Below are 24,395 nucleotides of genomic sequence, written 5' to 3' on the forward strand. Positions count from 1 at the left end.
GCCGCGGTCCACATCGCCGCGACCGTCTGCTACTGGTTATGAGTCCGGACCCTAACAGACTTCCCTGCGGCCTTTACCGGATGGGTACTGTTCGCCGACTACACCGCGATCCTCGACGCTTGCCAGGACGCTTGGAACAAACTCCTCGCCGAAACAGGAAGGATCACCTCGATCGCACAGCGGGGCTGGGCGATGATCGGTCAGTCATAATGAAGACTGGTATTATTCCGCCACCTCGTCCTGGTCGACGAAGTCGACCCATCGAGTCGCGAAGCATTCGAAGCATCGCGCTGAATTGGCCCGCGTTCGTTTGCGCGGGCCATGTATCGACGAACCAGGTGCTCGAAGTCGATTTGCTCTGCGAGCACGCGTCGGCTTACGGCGGCTCGCTTCAGCAGGGACTGGGCGGCAGGAACCGGTGGACTTTGAAGGCGGAAAGCACCGAGACCGACCATCTCGGCGGTAGAGGCTGAGGATTGAGGCCACCCGACACCTCGTCGAGCTCCTGTTCGGTCAATTCCTGTCCGATCAACTCCTGCTCGGCCTTGTCGCAGCGATCGATCATCACGTCTCTCCTCGGTGGCTCCGCTCCCGCGAGCGATTGGCGACGATGTTTAGCGTCGCGGCTTTCGGAGATCTGTGATGTCGGTCACACGGATTCGGCAGGGATCCCCGCTACTGCATGCTGCTCATGATCCCGAGCATCCGCTTGAACCTTTCGCCGGCGGCGGAGACATGATCCATGATCCCGACATCGAGCTCGTCTTGGAGTACCGGATCGTCGTCACTGAGACGTGCCGCCCGGGATGGTCGCGTCGCTCGCAGCCGATCGGCGAGGAATATCGCCAATGCGCGGTAGAATCGCGCCCCGAATCCCGGATCGCCGTCCAGTTTCTCGAGCAGTGTCGTCCGGTCGAGGAAGAGTGCTTGGCCGTCGCCGCGCGCCGTCACGGTCGCAGAGGCCGGTGCTGAATCGACCAGCGATACTTCCCCGACGATCTCGCCGACGCCGAGTCGGGCGATCTGGCCGAAATCCTCGGCCGTCACCAGCAACTCCCCCTCCAGGAGAAGGACAAGAGCATCGACATCTTGTCCCTCCCGTATGAGCACCTGGCCGTCGACGAGTCGCCGGCGTGCCCCGGTCCGCGCCATCCACTCGATGTCGGCGTCGGTCAAGACGCCGAAGAGGTAGAGAACCTTGCGCATCTGTGCGATCTCTTCGTCTCACAACAACTGCCGGCGCGTGAAGTCCGCGAATGTTCCGGATACGCTGCTGAGTTCAGCGTAAGTGCCCGACTGCGCGATCTTGCCGTCGACGAGCACGACGATACGGTCCGCCTCGCGGACCGTGCTGAGGCGGTGCGCGATGACGATTCGCGTGACGTTCAGGGCGCCGAGCGAGGCGCTGACGATCGACTGCGACTGGTTGTCGAGAGAGCTCGTGGCCTCGTCCAGCAGCAGGATGCGAGGACGCCGGGCGATCGCGCGCGCAATCAGGACTCGCTGGCGTTGACCCCCCGAAAGCGTGTTCACGCCCTCGGCGACGACCGTGTGCATGCCCATCGGCATCGCCTTGATGTCGGCATCCAGTCCCGCCAGAGTGGCGGCCTCCCAGGCCTGCGTCAGCGGAAGCCGGACGCCTCCGCAGATATTCTCGTAGATGCTGCCGGTGGCGAGCTTGCCGTTCTGAAGGACGACGCCGAGCTGTCGGCGGACCGCACTGGTATCGAGCGTTTCGAGTGATTTTCCGTCGTAGAACACGGCTCCCGACTCCGGCTGCTCGAAACCGAGCAGTAGCCGGAACAGCGACGACTTGCCGCTCCCGGACGGGCCGACGATCGCCACGTATTCACCCGCCGCGATCCGCAGGCTGACATTGTCCAGCACCGGCGGCCCGCCGGGCAGGTAGCGGAAGGTCAGCCGCGACAGTTCGATGGCACCGGCGAGCTCGCCCGGCGGCTTGCGGTCTTCGGAGATCTCCGTCGCGCTTTCGATCAAAGGCCGGATGCGCGTGATCTGTGGGATCGCGACCAGGGAGTCGCTCACACCCGACGCCCATGCCTCGATCGCCGCCATGGTCTGCCCGAACGCGGCGAAGAACGCCAGGAAACTCCCGAGATCCCGCGTCAGGGCGCTGTCGGTCAAGGAAGCGACGCTGAAAATCGCGATCGTGGAGAAGGTCGGAAACGACATCTCCACCAGAGACAGCGCGTTGGATATCCGTTGCGACGCGATGAACTGCCGCTTCTGCTCCGCGAACTGCTTCGACCATACGGCAAGAGCCCGGACCGTCGCGTCCGCGACCCGCAACTTGCCGATCCCGGCGAGGAGTTGAAGAACGAAGCCGCTGACCTTTCCGTGCAGATTGAAATGACGACTTTCATAGATGAGTCGGACGGCACTGGTTCCCACGATCACCACGGCTCTGATCAGCGAGAGGCCGATCGCCAGCAGGGCCAACCGGGCATCGTAGAACAGCATCAGGAGTATGCTGAAGAAGCAGGTGAATCCGGCCAGCAGGCCGCGCAGGGTGCGCCCGGTGAGAACGCGGCGGACCGAGTCGATCCCCATCGAACGATCGACGAAGTCCCCGACCGTGTACTCGCGGAACAGTGACGCCGGCAGTCTCAGGACACGATCGATCACCGCGGCCTGCAGCTTCCAGTCGATCAGCCCCTCGAGGCGCAGCATGGCCATGCCTTCCATCGTCTGCACGGCCGCCATGCCGATCGCCGTCACGGCGAGCACGATCGCGCAGACGGTGATCTGGTCGAGCTCGCTGCGGGGAATGGCCGAGTTGACGAGAACCTGGGTGATGAGCGGCGTCACCAGGCTCAACAGGCCCATGAGAGCGACGGCCACCGGAATGCGGATGAAATTGCCGCGTGCGAGCCGAATCGAGAACGTGAGCAGATCGCGGAAAGACAGGGCGCGCGCAGGCAACGTCGGATAGAAGGAGATCGCTTCCGGAGCGAGCTCCGTCGCGACCGATCGATCGACCATCCGGCGCGCTCCCGATCTCGGGTCCGTCATCGCATAGTGCTTGCGCGAGCGGACGAGCGCCACGGGACTGCGCTCCTCACCGAGCCAGGCCAGCAACGGCCCGGCGTCCTGTGTCCACCATTCGCCGCGCAGCAGCGTCTGGCGGGCGCGCAGCCGGGATGCGCGGGCGATCTCGACGACATCCTCCGGCGACTGCTGCAGCGGCCGTCGTCCCACCGGGCGGACGATGGTCACGTCCAGAGCGTCCGCCACGACCTGACAGGCCGCGAACAACGCGTCCGAAGGATCGACGACCGATGGTCCCCGTGCGAGGCGCGGGACCACGACGGCCGACAGGCGGTCGAACATTTCGAGCGTCTTGGCGTGGTCGAGTTCGCCGCGCGCCGCGAGACGTTGCATCTCACGCCCGGCATTCGCCGCCACGCGATCGTGGATTCCGCAGACCGCGCGAATATGAAGCTGGTCGAGTGCCTTCCACAGCTCGGCACCTGCCGGGCCGTCACTGGCGACGAGCCCGCATCCGTCCTCTCCGGCGGCGATCCACATGCCGGAGGTGAGGGGAATCGGGGGGCTCCCCGGGCAATAGGGCGGCTCGTGCCGCATCAACCTAGCCGACCCGCTCGCCACGGAGGCCCAGACGATGGCGCGGGCGGGACCGCGGCGCCGTTCGTCGGCGACCAAGTCATCCGTACCCTCGCCTTCCAATTCCCGAATCTCCCAGCTCGGATTGGTTCCGGCGACCACCCGCGCCAACTTGCCGATCCATTCGTGGATCAGCGCGGCATCCTCGCAGGCGCGGCGGGGCACCATCTGGGCGTCGGTCCCGAGTCCACCGACTGCGATCACCTGGAGGCACTCCCCGTCAGCCCCGATCCGTTCCGGCAGGTCCGAGATGATCTCGCCGCTCTCGATCCTCAGAAGATGCTGCCGCGCTGCTTCACTCCGACCGCCTTTGACGATGACGGCGAACAGATCGACGTGGCCGGACAAGACGCGCAGCACATGTCCCTTGTGGTCGAGCAGGCGCGGACGACGCCCGTCGAGGACGATACGGCTCCCCGTGTCGGCATGCGTGGCATCGTCGGTCGGGACGGGAGAGCCGGCCGGCCGGTCCAGGAACCGGGTCACTGCTGTGCCACCAGTTGCGCGTAGGTGCCTTGGAGTCCCAGAAGGTGCTCGTGCGTCCCCCGCTCGACGATTCTGCCTTGCTGCAGCACGATGATCTCGTCGCAATCCCGGATCGTGCTGAGCCGGTGTGCGATGATCACGCAGGTACATCCCCGGCGCCGGAGGTTCTCGTCGATCGCCTTCTCGGTGATCGGATCGAGCGCGGCGGTCGCCTCGTCCAGCACGATGATCGAGGGGTTCGCGACGAGCGCTCGTGCGATCTCGATGCGCTGACGTTGGCCGCCGCTGAAATTGTTGCCGCCTTCGGTGACGTAGCAGTCGTAATTGCCGGACCGAATCGCGATCTCGTCGTGGACGGCGGCGTCCTTGAGCGCCTGCGATATCTCGGGCTCGGTGACGGTCGAGTCCCACAGCGTCAGGTTGTCGCGCGCCGTGCCCTCGAACAGAAAGATGTCCTGGTCCACATAGGCGACCGAATTCGCGAAGACATCCGCCGGGATGGTCGCGAGGCTTCGCCCGTCGATGCGGATGTCGCCCGACCAGGGCTTGTACAATCCGCAAACGAGGCGCCCGAGCGTGGACTTTCCGCTTCCCGACGGGCCGACCAGGGCGACGCGGGTTCCGGGCTCGATGGAGATCGACAGGTCGACGAGCAGGGGCGCTTCGAGGACCGAGTAGCCGAACTGAACGTTCTCCAGCTCTATCCGTCCAGCCAGCTTGGGTCGGACGGCATCCGTCTCGAGGCTGTGCTTCGTTCGTTTCTCGAGAGGATAGTTGTACACGTCCTCGAGACGCTCCAGGCCTCCCTTGATCGTTTGGAAGCTTCCCATCTGATTGACCAGCGCGGTGATCGGTGCAGCGAAGCTCGCCATGAGGGACTGGAATGCGACGAGGCCGCCCAGCGTGAGCGAGCCTTCGATCACGCGGAGACCGCCGATGCCGAGAATCGCCGCGACCGTCACGCCCGAGAGCAGTGTCGGCAGCATATCCAGGAAGATCGAGGACGCGCCGAGTTGCTGTTCGGCATTGAGGGACTTGGCCTGAATACCGGCCCAGTGACCGAACGCCTCGTCCTCCAAGCCGCTCGCCTTGAGGCTCTCGATGCTCCGCACGATACCGACGGCGCTGCCGGTGAGCTTGCCCTGCTCGATCGCGAGGCTTCGACTCAAGTCCTCCCGGCGCCTCGATATGATCTTGAGCGCCGCGACGTTGACCAGCGACAGGGTCACGCCGATGAACGCGAGAAGGACGTCGTAGAATGCCATCGCGGCGCCAAAGAACACGACTGACGTGAGGTTGAGCGAGTTGGTGACGACGCCGCTCGAGAGAAGACGCGCGATCTGATCGTTGGTGGCCACACGGGTGGATATGTCACCCGAGTGACGTTGCGTGAAGAAGTCCATCGGCAGAGACATCACGTGCCAGAGAAACCGACTGATCATTACGACCGATAGCTTGGTCTGGAGCCGCAGCAGGAGGGACTGCTGCAGTGCTGCGACTGTGGTTCGGAAGAGAGCGGTAATGCCCATTCCGATCAACAGTGGAACGAGCCACGTGTCGTTATTCTGGATCAGCACCTCGTCGACGAACACCTTGGTGAAGCCCGGAATGACGATACCGGGGATGATGAGCGCCAGGCTGACGGCGATCACCAGGGTGACGGCGCTTCTCGATCCGCGCAGCTCGCGGAGCAGCAGCCGCAGTCCCTTCGGCCTGCTGCCGACCTTGCGGAAAGCCTCCGTCGGCTCCATCGCCAATGCGACGCCCGTGAAGGCGAGGTCGAGCTCGGTCATGTCCAGCTTGCGTCGTCCCATCGCCGGGTCGTTGATGTAGATGCGATCGCCGTCGATGCCCTCGAGAACAACGAAATGATTGAAATTCCAATGGATGATGCACGGCATCGGCAACTCGTGCAGGGTCGTGGGTTCCTTACGAAATCCCCTCGCGGCGAGCCCGAAGCCGCGGGCCGCCTTCACGATGTTGCTGGCCTTGCTTCCGTCCCGGGAGACGCCACAGGCGACGCGAAGCTGCTCGAGCGGAATCCAGGCGCCGTGGTAGGCGAGAACGATGGCGAGCGCTGCTGCACCGCATTCGACGGCTTCCATCTGGAGCACGGTCGGAGTCGGCCTGACCGGGCCCCGACCCAAGATGTTTTGCAGGAACCGAAGCGGCGAGATCTGCGCGAGTATGGCCACGGCCGGAATCCGCGAGGTGGTCGCTCTACCCGGCGACGCCGGTGAGCCGCTTGAACATCGGCACGACAAGATCGAGCGGACGCAGCTCCCGCGTGGTGATCTCCGCCTTCGCCAGGGTACCGCTCGTCAACCTCTGGGGCGGCCCCTTTCCAACCGCCCAGCGAAACCCGCTGGTGGTGGTGGCATCGGATTGCAGGCGCACCACCACAGCATAGGGCGCTCCATCCTTCGAGAAGCGGGACACCAGCTTGTCGTTGTGTAGCACGGCTTCCATGCCTTGTGCCGTTATCGGGAAATCGGACACGCTCACGACCGTGCCGATCATCGTTCCGAACTCTTCGCGCTTCACCGTGCTCGGTTCCAGCCGAACCTCCATTCCGGGCTTCACGGTCTTGCCGCGGTCGGATGGAATGTAGACGACAGCTTCGAGCGTGGTGCCCTCGGCCTCGACAGCGATCACGGGGGTGCCGACATTCAGGACGGACCCCGTGGAGACCTTTATTTCCAGCACGCGTCCGTCGATCGGACTCATCACCTGGGTGTTGCGTCCGAGCTCCCCGCCGAGTTGCTCCATCTGCCGCCGCGCTTCGTTGAGCCGAAACTCGGAATCCTGGCTTTCGCGCTCGCGTTGCGTCTCCAGGTCGGTCTTCTGCGCTCTGAGTTTCAGAATCTCGTTCTGGGCATCCTCACGCCGCTGGCGCGCATCCGTCAGCTCGCGCCGGCGGTCTTCGACGTTGCGGCGGATCGTGTAGCCCTTTGCGAAAAGACCCTCGAGGTTCCGGACCTCCTCGGTCAGATAGTCGATGCGCTGATTGGTGCCCTGGATGATCTGATCGAACGCCTCCTCGAGCTTCGCGAAGTTCTTCGACTTCGAGGCGAGCTCGATCGCGGTCTTGGAAACGAGGTTGGCGTGCTCGCGCTCCCGCTCGCGGAACACCTCGACGGTGCTGCGATAGCGCTGCTCGATATCGACTTGGGCTATGCGGGCGATCGTCTGCCCCGTCGAGACGCGATCGCCGACCGCGACATCGATCGACGCCAGCCGGCCCGGAGCCGCGGACACGGCATCGACCACACGACCGCCGCTGCTCAGCAGGATCCCCTCTCCTGGTGTCCGGGACGGAATGCGTCCCACCACGCTCCAGGTGACGGCTGTTGTCAATGCGAGGAATATGACCAAGCCGAAAAGCCAGTCGTAGGACGTCGTGATCTTGACCAGATAGTCGAGCTGTTCAGGAGATGCGGCGCGCTCGAGAGAGACCGCACGAAACGTTCGCTTCGACCTGTCGTTCTCGCTCATGTCGACCGACCGATCCGGGGCGCTCCATGAACGCCCGAAAGACGAGGCTCACCTCTGTATCCGGCCGGGCTGATGGGCGCAGGCCGTGCGAGTGGCGCATTTCCGACGACGAACGGGAAGAATACTACAGCGGCACTCTGCGGAATGGCCAGTATCAAGAATCGGCCTCGGTGGAACTGGCGCACTCGACGATGCTCGCCTAAGCTCCCGTAACTCTGGGTCACGGATGACGTTGAATGAGCCACAAGCGCGTCGGTACGAAAGCGAGCGGTTGCGGGTCCTGGAATGCCGAGCATGTTCCGCGTCGACTTGCGGCCCTGCTGCCCATCCTTCTGTTGAGTGCCGCACTGCAAAATATCGCGCTTGGGCGCGTGCTCGACGACAACGACCTGGCGCGGGTCGCGCGGATCAAGGCCTCGTTCACCGAGGTCGTCACCGACGTGTCTCAATCGGCGCAGCGGACCGACCTGTCCAGCGGCGACAGCGAGTGCATCAAATCTACGTTACATGCTTTGATGCAGATATCACAGGAGCTCGGTCCCTACGAGTATTTGATCACGATCGAAGGCGAGTTGAAGGATTTCGGCGACGATGCCACGCTGCGCAGCGTGGTGCGCTTCGCCGTGATCAACGCACTCATTATTCTCGACAGCGAGCGGCGCCGAATGGGCGAGCTTTCCGAGCAGTGCGCTCGTTACCCGCTGTCTGCGGGAAAGACGAGGCAAGCGCTTCAGTTCATCGACGGTACATCGGAAATACTGAAGTCGGTTCGGCCGCGCCTGTGAGCGATCCTCGCGTGTGTGGCCTCAAGTACTTGTGACAGGTCGTAAGGCGGCGGCAGCTATACGCGACTTCGAATTGCGGTATTGTCCTCGACCGTCCTTCGGATCGACAGCGACGAGGTTCTGCCTTTGGCGACAGGGGAACACGTTCTTCTCGTTGTGCCGCCGGTTCTCTATCCCGGCATTCCGACTCTGGGCCCGAGCATTCTGGCACCCGCCTGCCGCCGGATCGGCGTTTCGGCCCGCGTCCACTACGCCAACCTGAGCTTCGCATCCCGCTTCGGATTCGAGGTGTGCGCACGCCTCGCCGCCTCCCGCACGCTCGTCGGCGAAGCGATTTTTCTCGGCGCCGCGTTTCCGGAGCGCGCGAACGACGTGGACCGGATCCTCGATCTGCTGCAGCAGGACGTCGAGGCGGATGCGAAGCTGCGGCAACTCGTCCGGCTGGCGTCGCCTGACGAGGAGCATGTCGCCCGGTGTGTGGCCGAGATCCCTGCCTTCATCGAGCAGACGGCCGCGCGAGTGGTTTCCGCATCACCGAAAATCGTCGGCTTCTCCAGCATGGTGCAGCAGACGATGGCGAGCATCGCGCTCGCGCGCGAGGTCAAGCGGCTCGATCCGAAGATCGTCACGGTGCTAGGCGGTGCGAATGCGGCCGAGCCGATCGGCAGCGCGTTGCTCGAGATGACCGGCGTCTTCGACTTCGTGTTCTCGGGTGAATCCGATCGCGAGTTTCCCGAGTTCTGCAAGACCTTCGTCGAGGCCGGAGTGCTTCCCGAGCAGCGGGTCATTCGCGGCCGTGGCGCTCCGCGCATGGACGACGTGCCGGCCCCGGATTACGACGACTACTTCGCGGAGCTCGAGCCGTTGCGCGCGACCGACAGCATCGCCGCCAATGCGCCCCACTTCCTCATTTTCGAGTCGTCGCGGGGGTGCTGGTGGGGCGACAAGAAGAACTGCACGTTCTGCGGCTATAATTTTCCCGGCACGGGGTATCGGGCGAAATCGGCGGACCGCGTCGTCGACGAGCTCGAGACGTTGATCGATCGGTACGATGTCGTTCGCTTCTATGCGAGCGACAACATCATGGCCAAGGACTTTCCACGGTCGGTGCTCGACACCCTCGCCGATCGCGGGACCCCATGTGCGCTCAGCTACGAGGTCAAGTCGCCGATTCGGGCCGCCGATCTCGACAGTTTCGTTCTTGCCGGGATCTTCGAGATCCAGCCCGGGGTCGAATCGTTCTCGACGAACATCCTCAAGAGCATGGACAAGGGCGTGAGCGGCCTGGACAACGCGCGCGTGCTGCGCGATGCCGCGTCGCGGGGTCTACGGGTGGTGTGGAACATCCTCACGGCCATACCGGGCGAAACATGCGACGACTACGAGCGCATGCTCGGTTTGCTGCCGCTGCTTCATCACCTGCCGCCGCCCACCCGGTGGGGGCCTATCCGGATATCTCGCTACAGCCCGTATCACAACCAGCCGGAAAAGTACGGCATCAAGGGTCTGCGCGCGTGGCAGGCCTATTACGAACTCTACGGCGAGTACGCCGATAGGATCGCCCTCCATTTCTTCGGCGAGTACACGACCGAGTTCATGCAGGCGCCGGATCTGGTGGCGCGCCTGGATCAGGCGGTCACCGATTGGACGAATGCCTGGAAGCGGCCGGAGGGAGCGCCGGTCTTGAGCATTCGGCGTCTCCAAGGCGGATGGATCGAGGTTGCCGACACCCGCGAGGTTAGCAAGGCGACTGTGCAGATGCTGCCGCCGCACGTGGCGCGCGTGCTCGACTCCGTCCAGCAGCCCGTGTCGCTGCGGCGCACTCTCGACGAAGACCGGGAGATACTCGACGGTCTGGTCGCCCTGGGTTACGTCGCCTTGCACGAGCATCGGTATCTGGCGCTCGCGACCGAACCTCAGATCGGCGAGGCGCTGTGGGCCCAACGGCGCCGTAATCTCGGCCGCGGCGCCGACGATCCATCGATCGAGATTCCACTGGACGACGTCAGCGTCGGCCCGAGTCGGCGAAAGCTGGCGTTCTCACATGACGAGACGCTTCGGCTCTGAGTGCGAGGACCCCATCATGACCCCGGAACGAGGCCATCGCGTCCAGGCGACCGTCAAGTGCATCAAAGGCACCTGCAACGCCGGCCACAAGGTCGGTGACGTGCTGAACCCCAGTGCCCGCAACACCGCGGGCATGTGTGGCTATCTCTACCACGCGGCTCATCCGACGATCCTGATGCTCCAGTTCGGCGGCAGCGTTCCGTGGGGGGACACGGTCGAGCTGCAATGCCCGGACACCGTCAATCTGCTGACGCTCGACCTGCGGCGCGCATCCGCCGAGATCGCGCAGGGCGCGACCGGGCAGGCTGAATTGGCCGCGGCCGAGATCGCGGCGACGCCCGTGGTGCATTTCGGACGGGTGTTGTGCAAGATCGACGAAGGCTGACGGGCCGATGGTCCGGTCGTCGACATCGCCGATGCCGGAAGTCCGATTCGAGCCGACTCGGTTCGACCGGGCCTCGCGGGCCTTGCGCGCACTCGCCAAGGCATCCGAGTTCGACGGCGGCGAGGAAGAGCAGGCCGTCGCCGTGCTTCGCACCCTCGCGGGGTCATGGGCCGACATGCCATTGTCGTCGCCGCCCCGCTGGTCGGGGCTCGGTGCCGACGCGAGCGGATGCGACGTCTCGCTCGTGGTCGACGGCCTGCGACGCGAGGTTCGGGTCACCGTGGAGGCGCAGGACGACCCGCCGTCGCCGCCGACATATTGGAGTGCGGCGCTGCGACTCTCACGGACACTCGAGACGCAGTACGGCGCCGATCTTTCGCGTCTCGACGCGATCGCGGACATCTTCACGCCGCTCGATCCGAATGCGGCCGGTGTCCTGTGGCACGGAGCGGTGTTCCAGAAGGGGAAGCCGCCCTGGTTCAAGGTCTACCTCCATCTGATGGCCCTCGGCCGGAACGCGGCGCGGATTACGGCGCGGGCCGCGATGGAGCGACTTCGACTTGGCGCCTGCTGGCCGTTCGTCGAGACCCGGCTGGGTGCCGACGACGAGCTGCTGTTCTTGAGCTTCGACCTCGTTCCGGGAAGCGACGCCCGGGTGAAGCTCTACGTGCGGCACGCAGAAGCCACGGCGGCAACACTGGAAACCGCGGCGAAGCTGCCGGGCGCGAGCCGGCCGGCGGATGTCCGTGGCTTCGTCGAGGACTTGACCGGTGGGGCGGACGAGATCATCCGCCGCGGTGCGCTGACCTCGCTGCAATTGCGACCCGGAGACGACGTGCCCATTCATCTCTCGACGCATGTTCGACTCTATCCGCACTGCGCGACCAGCGATGCGGTCATGTCGACGCGGCTTCGCATCGCGCTGCGACGACTGGGGCTGCCGAGCACGTCTTACGACGCTGCGATCGCCGCCCTCGTGTCCGAAGGGCGAGCCGACGAAGCCGTCCACGGTTGGGCCTCGATCCAATGGATCCGGCAGCGTCCCTGCGCCACGGTGTATTTCTCGCCGCGGCTCTATTTCGAACGGTACGGGCCGATCGGCCTCGATCCTGTCCGCATGTGGCCGTCACCGGTCGGACCGGCCAACTCGCAAGAACGGCGTCCCCTATGCGCGCCTCCTTGATCTTCCCGCCGGCGACGGATCCGCGCGCCCCGCATCTCGCGCTACCGTATCTGGCGGCCGTGCTGCGTCGCGCGGGTGTCCCGACGCAACTGCTCGATGCCGATATCGGCGGCCTGCTCGCGTTGCTGACGCCGGACCGGATCGCTGCCGGCGTCGAACGGCTGAAGAAGAAGCTGCAGTCGCCCGGGGGACCCGACCAGCAGACGTCGACACGGCTCCTGAGGCGCGGCGAAGCGCTTATCGAGGAGATGCCGGGTGCGCTCGAGGTGCTCCGCGACAAGAAGCGGTTTTACGACGCCAACCGGTTTCACGCCGCGCGCGAGGCGATTCTCGACGCGGTCGAGCTCGCGTCGGCCGCCGCCGATCGGCCGATCCGCTACGATCTCTGTCCCATTCAATATGAGATCGAGGGTGTCGACGAGCAGCGACTGGCCGATCTGATCGACGCGACCGGCGACCCGCGGACCAACCTTTTCGAGGCCTATTGGGACAGCGACCTCTTTCCTGCCATCGACGCCTGGTGTCCGGATTTCGTCGGCATCTCCATCGTCAACCGCCAGCAAATCGTGCCGGGGCTGACGATGGCGCGGCGCCTGCGCGCCCGCGGCTCCTTCGTCGTCCTCGGTGGGACCGTGTTCACCAAGTTCGTGGGCGAGTTGTTGCGGTTACCGGAGTTCTTCGAGCACTTCGCCGACGGTGTCGTGGCGTACGAGGGCGAGACCGCGATCGTCGAGCTGGCCGCCCAACTGGAGGGTGCCCGGGATTTCACCAAGGTCCCGAATTTCCTCTTTCTAGACAAGGACCGCGTCCGTGCGGGCGAGACGCACGTCGAGGACCTAGACGGACTTCCCGTGCCGGACTTCGAAGGGTTGCCGCTCGATCAGTATCTCGCGCCCGAACCGGTTCTCCCTATTCTGGTCGGCAAGGGATGCTACTTCAACGAATGCAAATTTTGCGACATCCCGTACATCAATCACGTTTCGAAGAAGCCGTACCGGGTGCGCAGCCCGGACAAGATCGCTCTCGACATTCTGGAGCTCAACCGCCGCTTCGGGTGCCGGCACTTCGAGATCACGGACGAGGCGCTGCCGCCACGCCTCCTGGAGAAGCTGGCCGATGCCTTGCTGCCGTACCGGGGTGGCAATCTCTCTTTCACGGGGTACGCTCGGCTCGAACCGGGATTCACGCCCGGCGTGCTCTCGAAGCTGGCGGCCATGGGAATGCGGAAGCTGTTCTTCGGACTCGAATCCGGCGACCAGGCGACGCTCGATCACATGCGCAAGGGTATCAGGCTGGAGGACGTGCGGCCGGTCCTGTTGCGCTGCCGCGAAGCCGGGATCCTGTTTCACGTCTTCTCGATGATAGGCTTCCCGGAAGAGACCGAGGCGTCCGCGCGCAAGACGCTGCAGTTCTTCGAAGACAATGTCGACGTGATAGACCACCCCGGCAACAGCTTCGACATCCATCCGTTCGGCCTGGAGCTGAGAACCGCCTATTTCTCGGAGCTCGGTCGGCTGGGTGTCGTCGTCGCGAACGAGCTCGTTCGCAAGGATTTCGTCATCGGCGTCCGAACCGGCTGGGTCAACACGCGCGGCTTGTCGCAGGACGACGTCGCACGGCTGGTCGGCCAGTACAACGACGTGCTGAGGCGCATCTTCTCCCGCTTCCACAACCACCCGATCCACCTGTGGCCGGGCTTCGAGGAATACGCCGTGCTCTACGCCGACCACTACCGGGAGCGCGACTTCCCGTTTCGCACGGCTCTGCCGGATGACGACGATCCTCGGCCGTTCGTCATCTCCTGGACGCCGGCCTTGACTGTCGCACGGGAAGGCGACTGGATGCGGGTCTCGTCGCGCTGGCAGACGATCGAAGTCGATCAACGTGCATTTCTCATGTTTTCGGCCTCACAGCGTCGCACGGTGCGGGAGCTTTACGCCGAATGCATCGATGCGCAATTGATCGATGCCACCGGGCCCGCCGCGCCGCGGATGCGTGCCGTGATCGATGCGATGATCGGAGCACGGCTGCTTCAGATCGAGATGATGGTCGACGACGAAGCACGAAGCGGTGTCGGACGCCGCACCGAGCGGTCGATGACTTCGGTATTGGCACAAGCGAGTCCGTCGCCAGGCGTCGGTGGCGTGTTCTGTTAGCAAGTACAAAAAGACCGCAGCCGCGAGATACGGTCCCGGGAGGTCCGCTCGTTCGACTTCACATTTGCGGTAAACAATCTTTGTTCGATCGATCCGGCATGGGTGGGTCGGTTACATTGAATCGTTTAAATCAGTCGTGTACCGTGAACGATCGAGACATCTCATCAGGAGGTCTGTCGTGGCTGAACAGTCGAAGCCGGGTGGGTTGGTCATCACTGACGATGGCGGGAATTACTATTTTCTCCGTCCGGAGGTGTTGGCTCAGGCGAAGATGCCCGACGAGGACGTCAAGAAGCTGAAGTCCGGCATTTCCAAGGCGGCAGGAAAATCCGGCGAGCTCAGCATGGACGACATGCAGGCGGTCGCCGGCGGCGCCGGGATGGGCGCGGCGCACTTCGCTGCTCCCAATCTCCAGCACGTGCCCAGGATCAACCTCACTGCAGTCGCGCGCACGCCCGGTCCCGACTTCAGCAAGGTGATGACATCCACCGTCATGTGCCCCTGGTGATCCGCGTGCGATAGAGCACGAGCCGGATTGTCGGGACATTGGTGAAAATGTTTCGTGTGGCTCTCATCTATCCCCCGGGAGGGGACCCGAGAGCCCCACGACTTCCTTTGCCGTCGCTCGCCGCCGTTCTGCGTCCGGCCGGCATCGAGGTGAAGCTTCTCGATCTGGATATCGGCGGCGTTCTGTGGCTCTTGCGTCCCGAAAATCTGACCAGGGCGGGTGACGAGATAAGCCGAAAGGCGCCGTCGGAACCGGGAGATCTACGCCAACACCTCGAGCGGATGGCGTTCCACGCGCCAAGTCTCGCCGAGAGGATCGGCAAGGCCATCGAGACGGTGCGGGATCCCGTTCGCTTCGGCGATCCCGCGCATCTGAATGCGGCGCGAGAAGACATCTACAACGCACTCGACCTCGTCTCGGCGGCCGCGGGCCGGCGCCTGCGATACCAGACCGATGTCTTGCGTTACGAAGTCGACGGGATCGATCCTAGCCGATTGCAGGATCTGCTGGCCGTGACGGCCGATCCGGCGGCGAACCTCTTCGAGGATCACTGGAACGAGAGCGTGTTTCCCCGCCTGGAGGAGGCCGGCGGCTGCGACTTGGTCGGCATCTCGCTGACGTTGCGCTGGCAGATCATTCCCGGCCTTTCGCTCGCCCGACGGCTGCGCCGAAAGGGATACTGCGTGGTGCTCGGGGGGACTGCCGTCGCGAAGGTCTCTCATCGATTGCCGCATCTGCCGGAGTTCTTCGACGCGTTCGCCGACGGCGTGGTCACGCGCGAGGGCGAGACCGCGCTGCTCGAGCTCGCGGATCAACTCCAGGGGCGCAACGATTTCAGCCGGGTGCCGAACTTCCTTTACAAGGACGGCGACGCGATCAGAGCGACCCGAACTCATGTCGAGGATTACGCCACGCTGCCCACGCCGGACTTCGAGGGCATGCCGCTGGCGCGATATCTGAGTCCCGTGCTGGTGCTCCCCGTGATGGTCGGCAAAGGCTGCTATCACGACGAATGCAAGTTCTGCGATATTCCGTTCATCAACCGCGTGTCGCCGAAGCGCTACAGAGTGCGCGCCCCCGAGACCATCGCAGCCGACATCAAGTCCCTGTCCGACAAGCACGGGTGCCGACATTTCCTGTTGGCGGACGAGGCGCTGCCGCCGCGCGTGCTCGATCGGATCGCCGACGCTCTTGCGGTCCATCGCGAGTTGAATCCGACGTTCTCGGGCTATGCGAGATTCGAGCCCGGATTCACGCCGCAGCTCTGCGAAAAGCTCGCCGGCGCCGGCCTGAGGCGGATCTATTTCGGACTCGAATCTGCCGACCAGGCGACTCTCGACGACATGAGCAAAGGCATTCGCGTCGAGACGGCGCATGCTGTGCTGCGGAACTGCTTTCACGCCGGAATACGATTCCACGTGTTCTCGATGATCGGTTTCCCCGGCGAGGACGAGGCGGGCGCCCGCCGAACCATCGCCTTCTTCGACCACAATGCCGCCCTCTTCGACGACCCGGGCAATTCGTTCGACATCCACCAGCTCGAGATCCTCACGGACACGCCCTACTTCTCCCGCCCCGAATCGTTCGGGATCCGGCTCGAAGAGCCGGTCGAAGACCGGGACTTCCTGTTCGGTGTCGGCACCTCATGGGAGAACACCCGAGGTCTGACCAGGGCCGAGATCAACGGCCTGCTGCAAGAGGCCGGCCAGCAAATCGGTCCGCGCTTCTCGCGCTTTCACGCGTGGCCGCCGATTCTGTGGCCTGCCCAGGAGGAATGGTCGCTGTTCTACGCCGCCCGGTACTTCAGCCAGCCCTTCCGGCATCGCATCGCGATCCCGGACGGGTCCGACGCGGTGCTCTATCGCCTGTCCTGGAACCGTGCCGCGGTCATCGAACGTGACGGCGACGGCTACGTCGTCACGTCACGTCGCGGCAGTATCGCGCTCGATCGCGCCACGTTCGATCTGCTCGGAGATCGGCGCTTCCGGTCGCCTTCCGAGCTTATGAAGAGCCTGTCGGGCGGCGAGGAGAGCGCCGAGACGGTGGAACAGGTGCGGGACCTCGTGACCGGCTTGGTCCGCCAGCGGCTGCTCGATCTCGTTCCCCAAGACGCGCCTTGAAACGAAGCCGGGCGCTCGCCGGCAAGTCGTCGGCGGTGGGGTGGACAAACCGATGGGAGGGCTGCACGCGGTGGGGATCGAGAAGGGACGACAGGCGGTCGATGGGTGGTCCACCGGGGAAGACGGCGGGTGTCAGACGGCGTGCGGCGAGTCGGTCGCGGTGGTACGAAAGAAGGCGCTGCTCAGGGTCCTGGCCCGTCGGGAGGCGGAACGCGCAAGCCTCCATCCGACAGATGCGGACGTGCAGGCGGCATCGGAGCAGTTCCGAAGCAGCCACGGGCTGAGCCGGGACGAGGACTGGGAGCGTTGGCGTGCCGCCAGTGGCCTGTCTACGGACGGATATGCCATCGCGATGCGCGACTTCGTCTTGGTGCGCCTTGTCGAGGAGCATTTTTCGCGAGAGATCGATGCACTTGCGCCGGATCACATTGCGATCAGCACTGCGCGGGTTCGGCATGCAACGGGCGATTGAGCAGGTGCTGCGTTCCGAGACGCGACACCGAAGCCGGACAGCCCGGCCGGATGTCGGGTGGCTTCAGGTCAATGTGAGCCTGGCACGCCGCGACGACTCGGCCGTTCAGTCCGCGCGTGCACTTCTGCGAACGCTGGAGGCCGCGCTTCCAGGCTGGCGACGGGCCGGGGTTGTCAGATGCTTCTTCTTTCAGCGCAAGCCACCCGACTTGCGGCTGCGTTTCCAATGTGCCGGTGAGGGCGTTCTGTCACGACTTCGGCCGGTCATGTCGCGGATGAAGGCCGACGGGCACGTCTTGAGGAGTTTCCGCAGCGTGTACGAGCCGGAGCAGCGTCAGTTCGGAGGCCGGGAATGCATGCGATACATCCACGAGTATTGGGCCGCTGACAGCATGACGTGGCTGGCGCTCGATCGCAGGATCGAGGCGGACGAATTCCGCACCTCCCATCCGAGTCTGATGGCGGCGATCTTGAACGATGTGTTCTGGCGCACGCTCGGCGACGGCGGAGAGGTGTGGGATACGTGGCGCAACGTCCTCGATCTGCTGCACGGGGACGCCGCGGATGGAGTGCCGCGATCCGATCCGATCACGCTCGATGCGCTGACCGGGGATGCGCGCGAGGTCGAGCTCGACATTCTCGTGCGATGTCGAGACGCCAATGCGAGGCTGGCTGCAGCACTGCTGCGGACCTGGGAGCGGGGCAGGATGACGTCCGGCATGCGATCGATCCTGCCGTATGTCGCCCTGTTCACCTTGAATCGTCACGGCTTCGATCAGGCGAACGCCGCCGCGATGGCCCGATCGATGGCCGCAGCATGGGACCCGAAGGCTCGGATGCGAGGCTCGATGCCGGATCCGCCGACATGGGCGCGGCGGATCGCCCGGGCGATCGATGCCGGGCGATGAGCGTGCCGGGCGCGGGAGACGAAGAGGGCGCGTCGCCGAGGCCGTTCGGAACCCTCGGCCCGACAATTCTGAGAGTCGCGGGCTGGCCGATCGAGACGGTCGCTCCCCTGAGATCGCAGGAGCTCGCCGCGCGTATCGACGAATGGATCGACGAAGACGATGCCATTCTGCAGGACAGCGAGGACCTGTCCCGAAGGCTCCACGCGCTGATCCCGGCGATCGACGACCGGGAGACGCGCAGGAGCGCACTCGCTCTCAAACGCTGTCTTCACGGCACGACGCGGCCTTTGCCGAAACGGATGGTTTCCCTCCTGTCGAGCGACCGCCGCGTTCGGAACGTGATCGGTCCATCGATCGAGACCGCCGGCGATCGTCGAGATCGCCACGCGGTCGAACGTGACGCCATCGAGCATGCCTACGCGACGGAGCTCGCGCGTGCGCGCCACGAGCTTGATCGCATCGTCGGCGACGACCGGTTCTTGCGGGCCTTGTGCGTGGCGAGCCCCTCGACGTTTCGCCGGTGGCAGCGTGCGCAAAGCGAGCCTGTCGACGAGCGAAGCCGCCGCAGGCTTCAGAGCACAGCCTACCGCTATCTGATGCGCGCCGTCGGGCGTGCGACGCCCAACGCGCTCTGGGCCGGAATAGCTTTGGAAGACCCGGGCGGCTCGCCGCACCCCCTCACCGTTGCGCGGACCGATCCGATCACGCGCGTCGGCCCGACCCTGGGGGTGTTCGCGCGGGCGCTCGAGACCATGTGCCGTAGCAGGCCGTGGTTGGACTCGATGATTTGGCGCCTCAATCCGACGTTGCGGCGCGCCAGCCCCGAGGCGTGGGAGCTCGGAACCTTCGAGCATGGGCGTTGGTGCGTCCGGCAGCTCTCACACCACCCGGCTGTCGAGACGATGACGACGACCGTCGCGTTGAGCGAACGGCTCACGCTGCGCGACGTCGAATCTCGGCTCCTTGGCGGCGATCCGGGCTTGTGCCGCGAGGACGCGATGCGATTGGCCGAGGCGCTGATCGACACCGGGCTGCTGTGGTCGACCACGGCCATCCCTCCGGTCTACGCGAACGCGTGGCAAGCCCTCGATAGCATCATCCAGACGGTGCCGCCGCAGGAGAGGCCGTTCTGGCAGGCATGCCGTGAGACGTTGGGACGGATAGCCGAGACGATCGAAAGCAGGATCGAGTCCATCGATCCAGCCGAGCTCCGACGCCTTCTCGATGATGCCCGGATAGCCTGCAATGCGTTGCTTGATCGCTACGGCGCCGCTGTGCAGGACGCGGACGACGTGCTCGTCATCGACCGGACCGCGCCGTTCCGCTTCAGGATCTCGACCGCGCTGGCAAGCGCCCTCGAAGACGCGGTTCGAGTCTATTGGCGGTTCGATCGGTTCGGTCTCGGCACGATCGAGACGCAGGTCGGATTTGGACACGTCTTCGGTCTCGAGCCCGGCGGAAGCGGCGTGCGCCTCCATGACTATCTCCGTCGCGGCGCGGACGACTTTACGGGCGGAAACGGTCGGTCGTGGGAAGAGCGGGTCTTGTCGAGAGCCGCCGCCGCTCATGCCGGGAAGGCGCGAGAGGCCTTCGCGCGTTGGGAGCGCGAGATCGAGCTGTCGTTCGCACGTCGCGTGCACCGGCTCGATGCCGGAGAGCTCTCGGGCTCGGATGCCGTGCTTCCACCGGGCTCGGCGCTGTTGATGATCGGGGTCGACGGTGCCGTTGTGCAGGTGCGGATGGGAGGCGTGACGCCGGACCCTTGCTTCTTCTATTCGAGGTTCCATGACCTGCTCGGCGCCGACAGGCGTGCGCCGGACTGCTTCCTCGCCTGGCAGACGACGGCCACCGAAGCCATCGAGCGCCAATGGCCTCGATTGAAATTCGTCGATCTCGCAATTCGCAATCACCGCAATCCCAACGTCACGGCCCGACCGCGCTTGACGTCGCAACTCGTCGACCCGCTTGACGACGGCGACGGCTCGTTGCTGCGAAACGCGACGATCGCTTGCGATCCGGATGGCCGCCCCACCCTGGTCATCGCGGGCGAGGACCGCTTGTTGATCCCCGCTGCCCGCTCTGCCGCCGTCCTGGCCGGGCTCGATCGCTTCGCCTCCATTCTGGCGTCGGCCTCGGCCTTTCTCGGTCGACCGGCCTTGCTGGCCCCGATGCCGCGCTTCGACCGGGAAACGAAGGCATGGCGGCATCTGCCCCGGCTCGTTCTGGCCGGCGCGACCATCAGCCCGGAGCGCTGGACCCCGGCGCCCGACATCGGCGCGTCGCTGGCGAGCGCGAGGGGTGCCGAGCGATTCATCCTGTGGCGGCGATTCGTTCGAGCCGAGAAGCTGCCGGTGTTCGTCCATGCGTTCTGGGGCCCGGATCAGACCGAAAGCCTGCTCGCGTGCGACGCCGCACTCGGCGTTGATCTGCTGGGGCAAGAGTTGAATGCGCATGGTCCGGCGCTCATGGTGCAGGAAATGTACCCGACCCCGGACCAGTTCGTCGTGCGCGACGAGCAGGGTCGACACTACACGGCCGAACTGGCCGTGGCGTGGCAAGGCGATGCAGAGTTCTGGAAAAGCTACGTCTCGTCGCCGTCGTCGGATGAAACGGACCGCCGAAGCGCAAGCGCCATCCGCAGTCGATCAGGCAACTCCCGGTCGACATCGACCTGACACTTCCGGGCGAGACGCCCGACAAGCAGCTCGTCTCGCATATAGGTCCAGAACATCTGCTCGGTCATCGAATGACGTTTCAGCCAATTTCTCACCGAGGTCGGATCGGTCAACCCCAGCCGGGCGCAAAACGCGGCCGCCTCCTCTTCCAGTTCATCCGGGCTCGGCTCCAGCCCGAGTTGCTCGGCCCATCGGCGCGCAGCAATGCCGAGAAGGGTCTCTCGTCTGATGTCGGAGAGCGCCGTCTCGTCGTGACCCGGATCTGCTGACGGTGTCGGCGATGCACCGTCCTTCCATGCCTTTGCAAGGGCGATGTCGTTGATCAGTCGTTCAACGAAGATCGTTCGTTCGAACACGAAGTCGACCCTCTTGGGTACCCATGGCTCGCGAATGTGCTCGGCCATTGCCGCCAGCAGAGCGGCAGCATCACGAGCCTTCAGGCTCGTGCAGTGGCTCTTTGCATAGGTCAGCCAGGTGTCCACGTCGTTGATGCTCGGCTCGCCGTTCCGGACCGTGGCCGCCACTGCCTCGTAAGAACGCTCCCAATAGGGCATCCGTCGCGCTGCATCGACCAATCGGGTGGCGAGGGCCTCGCCGATGAGTCCGGCTTGCAGAGCCGCCGAGCAACTGTCGCGGATGTCGACCAAGGCCTGGCCGAGGGCGAGGTAGCCGAGCTCCGCCGGGCCGTGTCGCACGGCGACCTCGTCGTCCGCCGTGATCTTGCCGTCCCTGTACCACTCGAAGACCGTGCCGATCCCGATCATTCCGAAGGAATGCAGTTCGGCCGCCCGAAGAGCTCCCATGCTCGCCGCGCCGAAGACGTGGATGCCGCGACTCATCGCCAGCAGTATCTCCTTGTGCCAGACGGCTGGCACGGTTTCGAAGTAGCCGTCGACGATGCCGACACGATGCGGATTCAGATGGAGCAGACGCAGCAAGTCCCCTTGCTGAATCGGTGGAAGATACGTCGCATCGAGCAGCCGCCTCGCCTGTTCGGCAGGCAGGCTCGGCCCGAGGAAGACATACGTCGTCACGGCGCGGCCTGCCGCCGAGACCCGCGCGCCCGTCGGCCCGGCACGTAAGACGGCGAGTCGGTCGGCCCCTCCAGGCCGGGCACGATGACGCGAACGACCGAAAACGGCATCCCGGCTCGGCCCATATCCACGAACAGGACACGTGCGAGCGCGACGCGTTCGAGCTGTCCGATCACCCAGGCGAGATCCGCCGCGACGGTATCGCCGACGCGGGTCGGGACGCTGGCGAACGACCTGCGCCCGCCGGGGTCTTGCGCGGTCGCGCGATGGGCCATCAAGGCATCGGCGCTCTGGGCGTCCCGGTATCGAGCTCGTCCGAGGTCGTCTCGCGAGCCGGCGATCGCGGTCAGTCGGCTTTGCGCCGCTTCGGTCACGGCGCGACAAAGCGCGACCGTCCGGTCGGGGTGGCAGCCGGCGCCGAGGCTCGCGGGCAAAGGACGGGTCACAGGGTCCGAGGTGTTGTCGTAAAGCGCGACCCGTATGGTGGCGACGCCGACATCGCTCGATGCGTCCCAGATGATCGGCACGACATCGGCGGCATACACCTGATCGAGTAGCCGACACGCGACCGGATCATCGACGCTCCATGGGTCCAGACGACGTTCTGCCCTGTGCTCGGGAGGAGCGTGCTCCAAGATCGCCAGTGCGTCTCGTTCGATCACTTCGCACAGTCCGTGCAGCATGGCCTCCTCGAGAATGTTTCCCGACGACAATCCGTTGGTGCTGTGCAGAAAGCACCCGGACCCGTCCAGCCGCGGAACGGTCGCGTCGGCATGCACGATCTCATACGGCACCCAGACGGAGGCTCGGGATTTCCAGTCTGTCGCTGTCGTCCACGGAATCGCTGTCTTTGTTCCGAGAAGCGTGCCGCGCGGGCGTGGAAGATCGGTCACGTCGACGACATCGCCTGCGGCGGAGATCTCGCTCACGGTGGCATACCGAACGGCCAGTCCGGGTTGCTCTGCGTGGGCGATTTCCAGCGCCTCCATGGCGGCCGAAACCCGGGCGGCGGCATGGTCGGGGCCCTTGCCCTGCGAGGCGGAGAGCGTGCGGGCGTTCGGCCTCACGGCGATCCAGACGGGGATCCCGATTCGATCGAGGCCGGTAATGTCGCCGACCCTCGTGATGCCGAAATCAGCAAGGATCGGCTCGATCCTGCTCCAGGTCTGCGCCGGCGAAATGACCCTGCTTCCATTCAGTACCGCGTATTTCGACAGAGCTGAAATCGCGATCGGGTCGGAAAGACCCTCGTTCCCGGCGCGTTCCGTGGTGAGGCGCATCGTGGTCGTCGGATCCTGATGAATTCTCTACAAATTAGGAACCTTCTCATTAAACCATACAATGCCGGGAGCGGGAAGCGATCGACCGGGTGCCGTCGCGGGATTGGTGGGAATTGAGGGTGGCGTAGTCTCCGGGGTTCTGAACCTCGAATCATCCGGCGTTGGCGCGCCGGACTGGAGACCACGCCATGACGAGCCCTACCACGAAAGCCGCTCTCTCGCAGCCGGCGGCCGAGCCGACATCCTGCCTTTTCGACAACTGGATCGATCCGATCGAGATCGCGGTGCGCCGCCGTTGTTGATTTCCACTGAGAAGTGACCCAGGCCGCGGGGATTTTTCCACCGAGAATTGACCCATGTTCGACCCTCCCCGGACGCGATTCGTTCGGGGGACAGCGGAGTGATCGACATGGAGTTATTGAGCGTCATCCGTCGGTGGCACCACCGGAACCATTACTCGATCCGGGAGATAGCTCGGCGCACCGGACTTTCCCGGAACACTGTCCGCAAGTATCTGCGATCGGACGGAGTCGAACCGCGGTTCAAAGTTCCCGACCGCCCCAGCAAGCTCGATCCCTATGCCGACAAGCTGTCGGCGATGTTGCGCGTGGAAGTCGGCCGGCCGCGCAAGCAGAAGCGCACGATCAAGCAGTTGCACGCCGACCTGGTTGCTCTCGGCTACGACGGCTCCTACAACCGCGTTGCCGCCTTCGCCCGTGATTGGAGGGCCGCCCGGCAGCGCGAGCAGCAGACCAGCGGTCGCGGGACCTTCGTGCCATTGGCGTTCGAGCCGGGCGGTCAAGCTGTCCTACAGCCGAGCCTTCACGCTCCGGGCCTATGTCCAGCCAACTCACGAGATGCTGTTCGACGCCCACAACCACGCCTTCCGCGTCCTGGGCGGCGTGCCGCGTCGAGGCATCTACGACAACATGAAGACCGCCGTCGACAAGGTCGGCCGCGGCAAGCTGCGTCAGGTCAACATCCGCTTCTCGGCGATGGTCGGCCACGTCCTGTTCGAGGCCGAGTTCTGCAATCCGGCCGCCGGCTGGGAGAAGGGGCAGATCGAGAAGAGCGAGCAGGACGCCCGTCATCGGTTCTGGCAGCCGATGCCGAACTTCCACTCCTTGGACGCACTGAACAACTGGCTGGAGAGGCGATGCCGGGAGCTGTGGTCCCTGACACCGCACGGCTCGCGAC

The 24,395-nt window shown here is 64.8% G+C and carries 17 protein-coding genes and 1 pseudogene; 11 read left to right on the forward strand and 7 right to left on the reverse strand.

All coding sequences use genetic code 11. The annotated features are described in order from the left end of the window. Positions 1-391: 391 nt before the first annotated feature. The 5 genes from HXX10_RS27475 to HXX10_RS27495 form a co-directional block, all read right to left on the reverse strand. Positions 392-565, reverse strand: a complete 174-nt coding sequence (locus HXX10_RS27475) for a hypothetical protein (RefSeq protein WP_296526515.1) — start codon at positions 563-565, stop codon at positions 392-394. Between the two features lie 110 nt (positions 566-675). Further along, a complete protein-coding gene (locus HXX10_RS27480; protein WP_296526516.1) occupies positions 676-1,206 on the reverse strand; it encodes a cyclic nucleotide-binding domain-containing protein in 531 nt (176 codons plus the stop codon). A gap of 18 nt (positions 1,207-1,224) precedes the next feature. Then, positions 1,225-4,131, reverse strand: coding sequence for an NHLP bacteriocin export ABC transporter permease/ATPase subunit (locus HXX10_RS27485; protein ID WP_296526517.1), 2,907 nt, complete (start codon positions 4,129-4,131; stop codon positions 1,225-1,227). Continuing rightward, positions 4,128-6,326 carry an NHLP family bacteriocin export ABC transporter peptidase/permease/ATPase subunit gene (locus HXX10_RS27490; RefSeq protein WP_367142040.1) on the reverse strand — a complete coding sequence of 733 codons (2,199 nt, stop codon included), beginning with the start codon at positions 6,324-6,326 and terminating at the stop codon, positions 4,128-4,130. The genes HXX10_RS27485 and HXX10_RS27490 overlap by 4 nt, the downstream gene beginning before the upstream one ends. 25 nt (positions 6,327-6,351) lie before the next feature. After that, entirely contained in the window at positions 6,352-7,626 is a 1,275-nt protein-coding gene (locus HXX10_RS27495; protein ID WP_296526518.1) for an NHLP bacteriocin system secretion protein, read from the reverse strand. A 236-nt stretch (positions 7,627-7,862) separates the two neighbouring features. On the opposite strand from HXX10_RS27495, the gene HXX10_RS27500 reads away from it, so the two are divergent. From HXX10_RS27500 to HXX10_RS27545, 10 genes are all read left to right on the forward strand, one after another. Next, positions 7,863-8,411, forward strand: coding sequence for a hypothetical protein (locus tag HXX10_RS27500; protein WP_296526519.1), 549 nt, complete (start codon positions 7,863-7,865; stop codon positions 8,409-8,411). 81 nt (positions 8,412-8,492) lie between these two features. Beyond that, a complete protein-coding gene (locus HXX10_RS27505) occupies positions 8,493-10,478 on the forward strand; it encodes a RiPP maturation radical SAM C-methyltransferase (RefSeq protein ID WP_296526520.1) in 1,986 nt (661 codons plus the stop codon). Between the two features lie 16 nt (positions 10,479-10,494). Beyond that, positions 10,495-10,863 carry a TIGR04076 family protein gene (locus HXX10_RS27510; RefSeq protein ID WP_296526521.1) on the forward strand — a complete coding sequence of 123 codons (369 nt, stop codon included), beginning with the start codon at positions 10,495-10,497 and terminating at the stop codon, positions 10,861-10,863. 31 nt (positions 10,864-10,894) lie between these two features. Then, entirely contained in the window at positions 10,895-12,046 is a 1,152-nt protein-coding gene (locus tag HXX10_RS27515) for a tryptophan dimethylallyltransferase family protein (RefSeq protein WP_296526522.1), read from the forward strand. Next, on the forward strand, positions 12,031-14,202 hold the full coding sequence (locus HXX10_RS27520) for a radical SAM protein (protein WP_296526523.1): 2,172 nt from the start codon (positions 12,031-12,033) through the stop codon (positions 14,200-14,202). The genes HXX10_RS27515 and HXX10_RS27520 overlap by 16 nt, the downstream gene beginning before the upstream one ends. 178 nt (positions 14,203-14,380) lie before the next feature. Next, positions 14,381-14,710 (forward strand): hypothetical protein, encoded by a 330-nt coding sequence (locus HXX10_RS27525; protein ID WP_296526524.1) that lies wholly within the window; start codon positions 14,381-14,383, stop codon positions 14,708-14,710. 107 nt (positions 14,711-14,817) lie between these two features. Then, complete coding sequence (locus tag HXX10_RS27530; RefSeq protein ID WP_296526525.1) at positions 14,818-16,830, forward strand: radical SAM protein; 2,013 nt, start codon at positions 14,818-14,820, stop codon at positions 16,828-16,830. 52 nt (positions 16,831-16,882) lie between these two features. After that, positions 16,883-17,302, forward strand: coding sequence for a hypothetical protein (locus HXX10_RS27535; protein WP_296526526.1), 420 nt, complete (start codon positions 16,883-16,885; stop codon positions 17,300-17,302). Then, on the forward strand, positions 17,238-18,209 hold the full coding sequence (locus tag HXX10_RS27540) for a thiopeptide-type bacteriocin biosynthesis protein (protein ID WP_296526527.1): 972 nt from the start codon (positions 17,238-17,240) through the stop codon (positions 18,207-18,209). The genes HXX10_RS27535 and HXX10_RS27540 overlap by 65 nt, the downstream gene beginning before the upstream one ends. Next, positions 18,119-20,884: a lantibiotic dehydratase gene (locus HXX10_RS27545; protein WP_296526528.1), complete on the forward strand. Its 2,766-nt coding sequence runs from the start codon at positions 18,119-18,121 to the stop codon at positions 20,882-20,884. Before HXX10_RS27540 ends, HXX10_RS27545 begins: the two co-directional genes overlap by 91 nt. Here the strand turns inward: HXX10_RS27545 and HXX10_RS27550 are convergent. Further along, positions 20,791-21,918, reverse strand: coding sequence for a TfuA-like protein (locus HXX10_RS27550; protein ID WP_296526529.1), 1,128 nt, complete (start codon positions 21,916-21,918; stop codon positions 20,791-20,793). The two genes, HXX10_RS27545 and HXX10_RS27550, sit on opposite strands and share 94 nt — an antisense overlap. Further along, positions 21,915-23,198: a YcaO-like family protein gene (locus HXX10_RS27555; protein ID WP_296526530.1), complete on the reverse strand. Its 1,284-nt coding sequence runs from the start codon at positions 23,196-23,198 to the stop codon at positions 21,915-21,917. Before HXX10_RS27555 ends, HXX10_RS27550 begins: the two co-directional genes overlap by 4 nt. 409 nt (positions 23,199-23,607) lie before the next feature. Here HXX10_RS27555 and HXX10_RS27560 point away from each other — a divergent pair. Beyond that, a pseudogene (locus HXX10_RS27560) lies at positions 23,608-24,395 on the forward strand (IS21 family transposase); the annotation flags it as partial.

Source organism: Rhodoplanes sp., assembly GCF_013377085.1.
Taxonomy (GTDB): Bacteria; Pseudomonadota; Alphaproteobacteria; order Rhizobiales; family Xanthobacteraceae; genus Rhodoplanes.

Bases quoted from the DNA above. Each gene is read 5' to 3' on its own strand.
- HXX10_RS27510 (WP_296526521.1), top strand. From the start codon at position 10,495: ATGACCCCGGAACGAGGCCATCGCGTCCAGGCGACCGTCAAGTGCATC.
- HXX10_RS27475 (WP_296526515.1), bottom strand. From the start codon at position 565: ATGATCGATCGCTGCGACAAGGCCGAGCAGGAGTTGATCGGACAGGAA.
- HXX10_RS27500 (WP_296526519.1), top strand. From the start codon at position 7,863: ATGAGCCACAAGCGCGTCGGTACGAAAGCGAGCGGTTGCGGGTCCTGG.
- HXX10_RS27535 (WP_296526526.1), top strand. From the start codon at position 16,883: ATGGGAGGGCTGCACGCGGTGGGGATCGAGAAGGGACGACAGGCGGTC.
- HXX10_RS27545 (WP_296526528.1), top strand. From the start codon at position 18,119: ATGGGACCCGAAGGCTCGGATGCGAGGCTCGATGCCGGATCCGCCGAC.
- HXX10_RS27480 (WP_296526516.1), bottom strand. From the start codon at position 1,206: ATGCGCAAGGTTCTCTACCTCTTCGGCGTCTTGACCGACGCCGACATC.
- HXX10_RS27520 (WP_296526523.1), top strand. From the start codon at position 12,031: ATGCGCGCCTCCTTGATCTTCCCGCCGGCGACGGATCCGCGCGCCCCG.
- HXX10_RS27555 (WP_296526530.1), bottom strand. From the start codon at position 23,198: ATGCGCCTCACCACGGAACGCGCCGGGAACGAGGGTCTTTCCGACCCG.
- HXX10_RS27495 (WP_296526518.1), bottom strand. From the start codon at position 7,626: ATGAGCGAGAACGACAGGTCGAAGCGAACGTTTCGTGCGGTCTCTCTC.
- HXX10_RS27515 (WP_296526522.1), top strand. From the start codon at position 10,895: ATGCCGGAAGTCCGATTCGAGCCGACTCGGTTCGACCGGGCCTCGCGG.
- HXX10_RS27540 (WP_296526527.1), top strand. From the start codon at position 17,238: ATGCACTTGCGCCGGATCACATTGCGATCAGCACTGCGCGGGTTCGGC.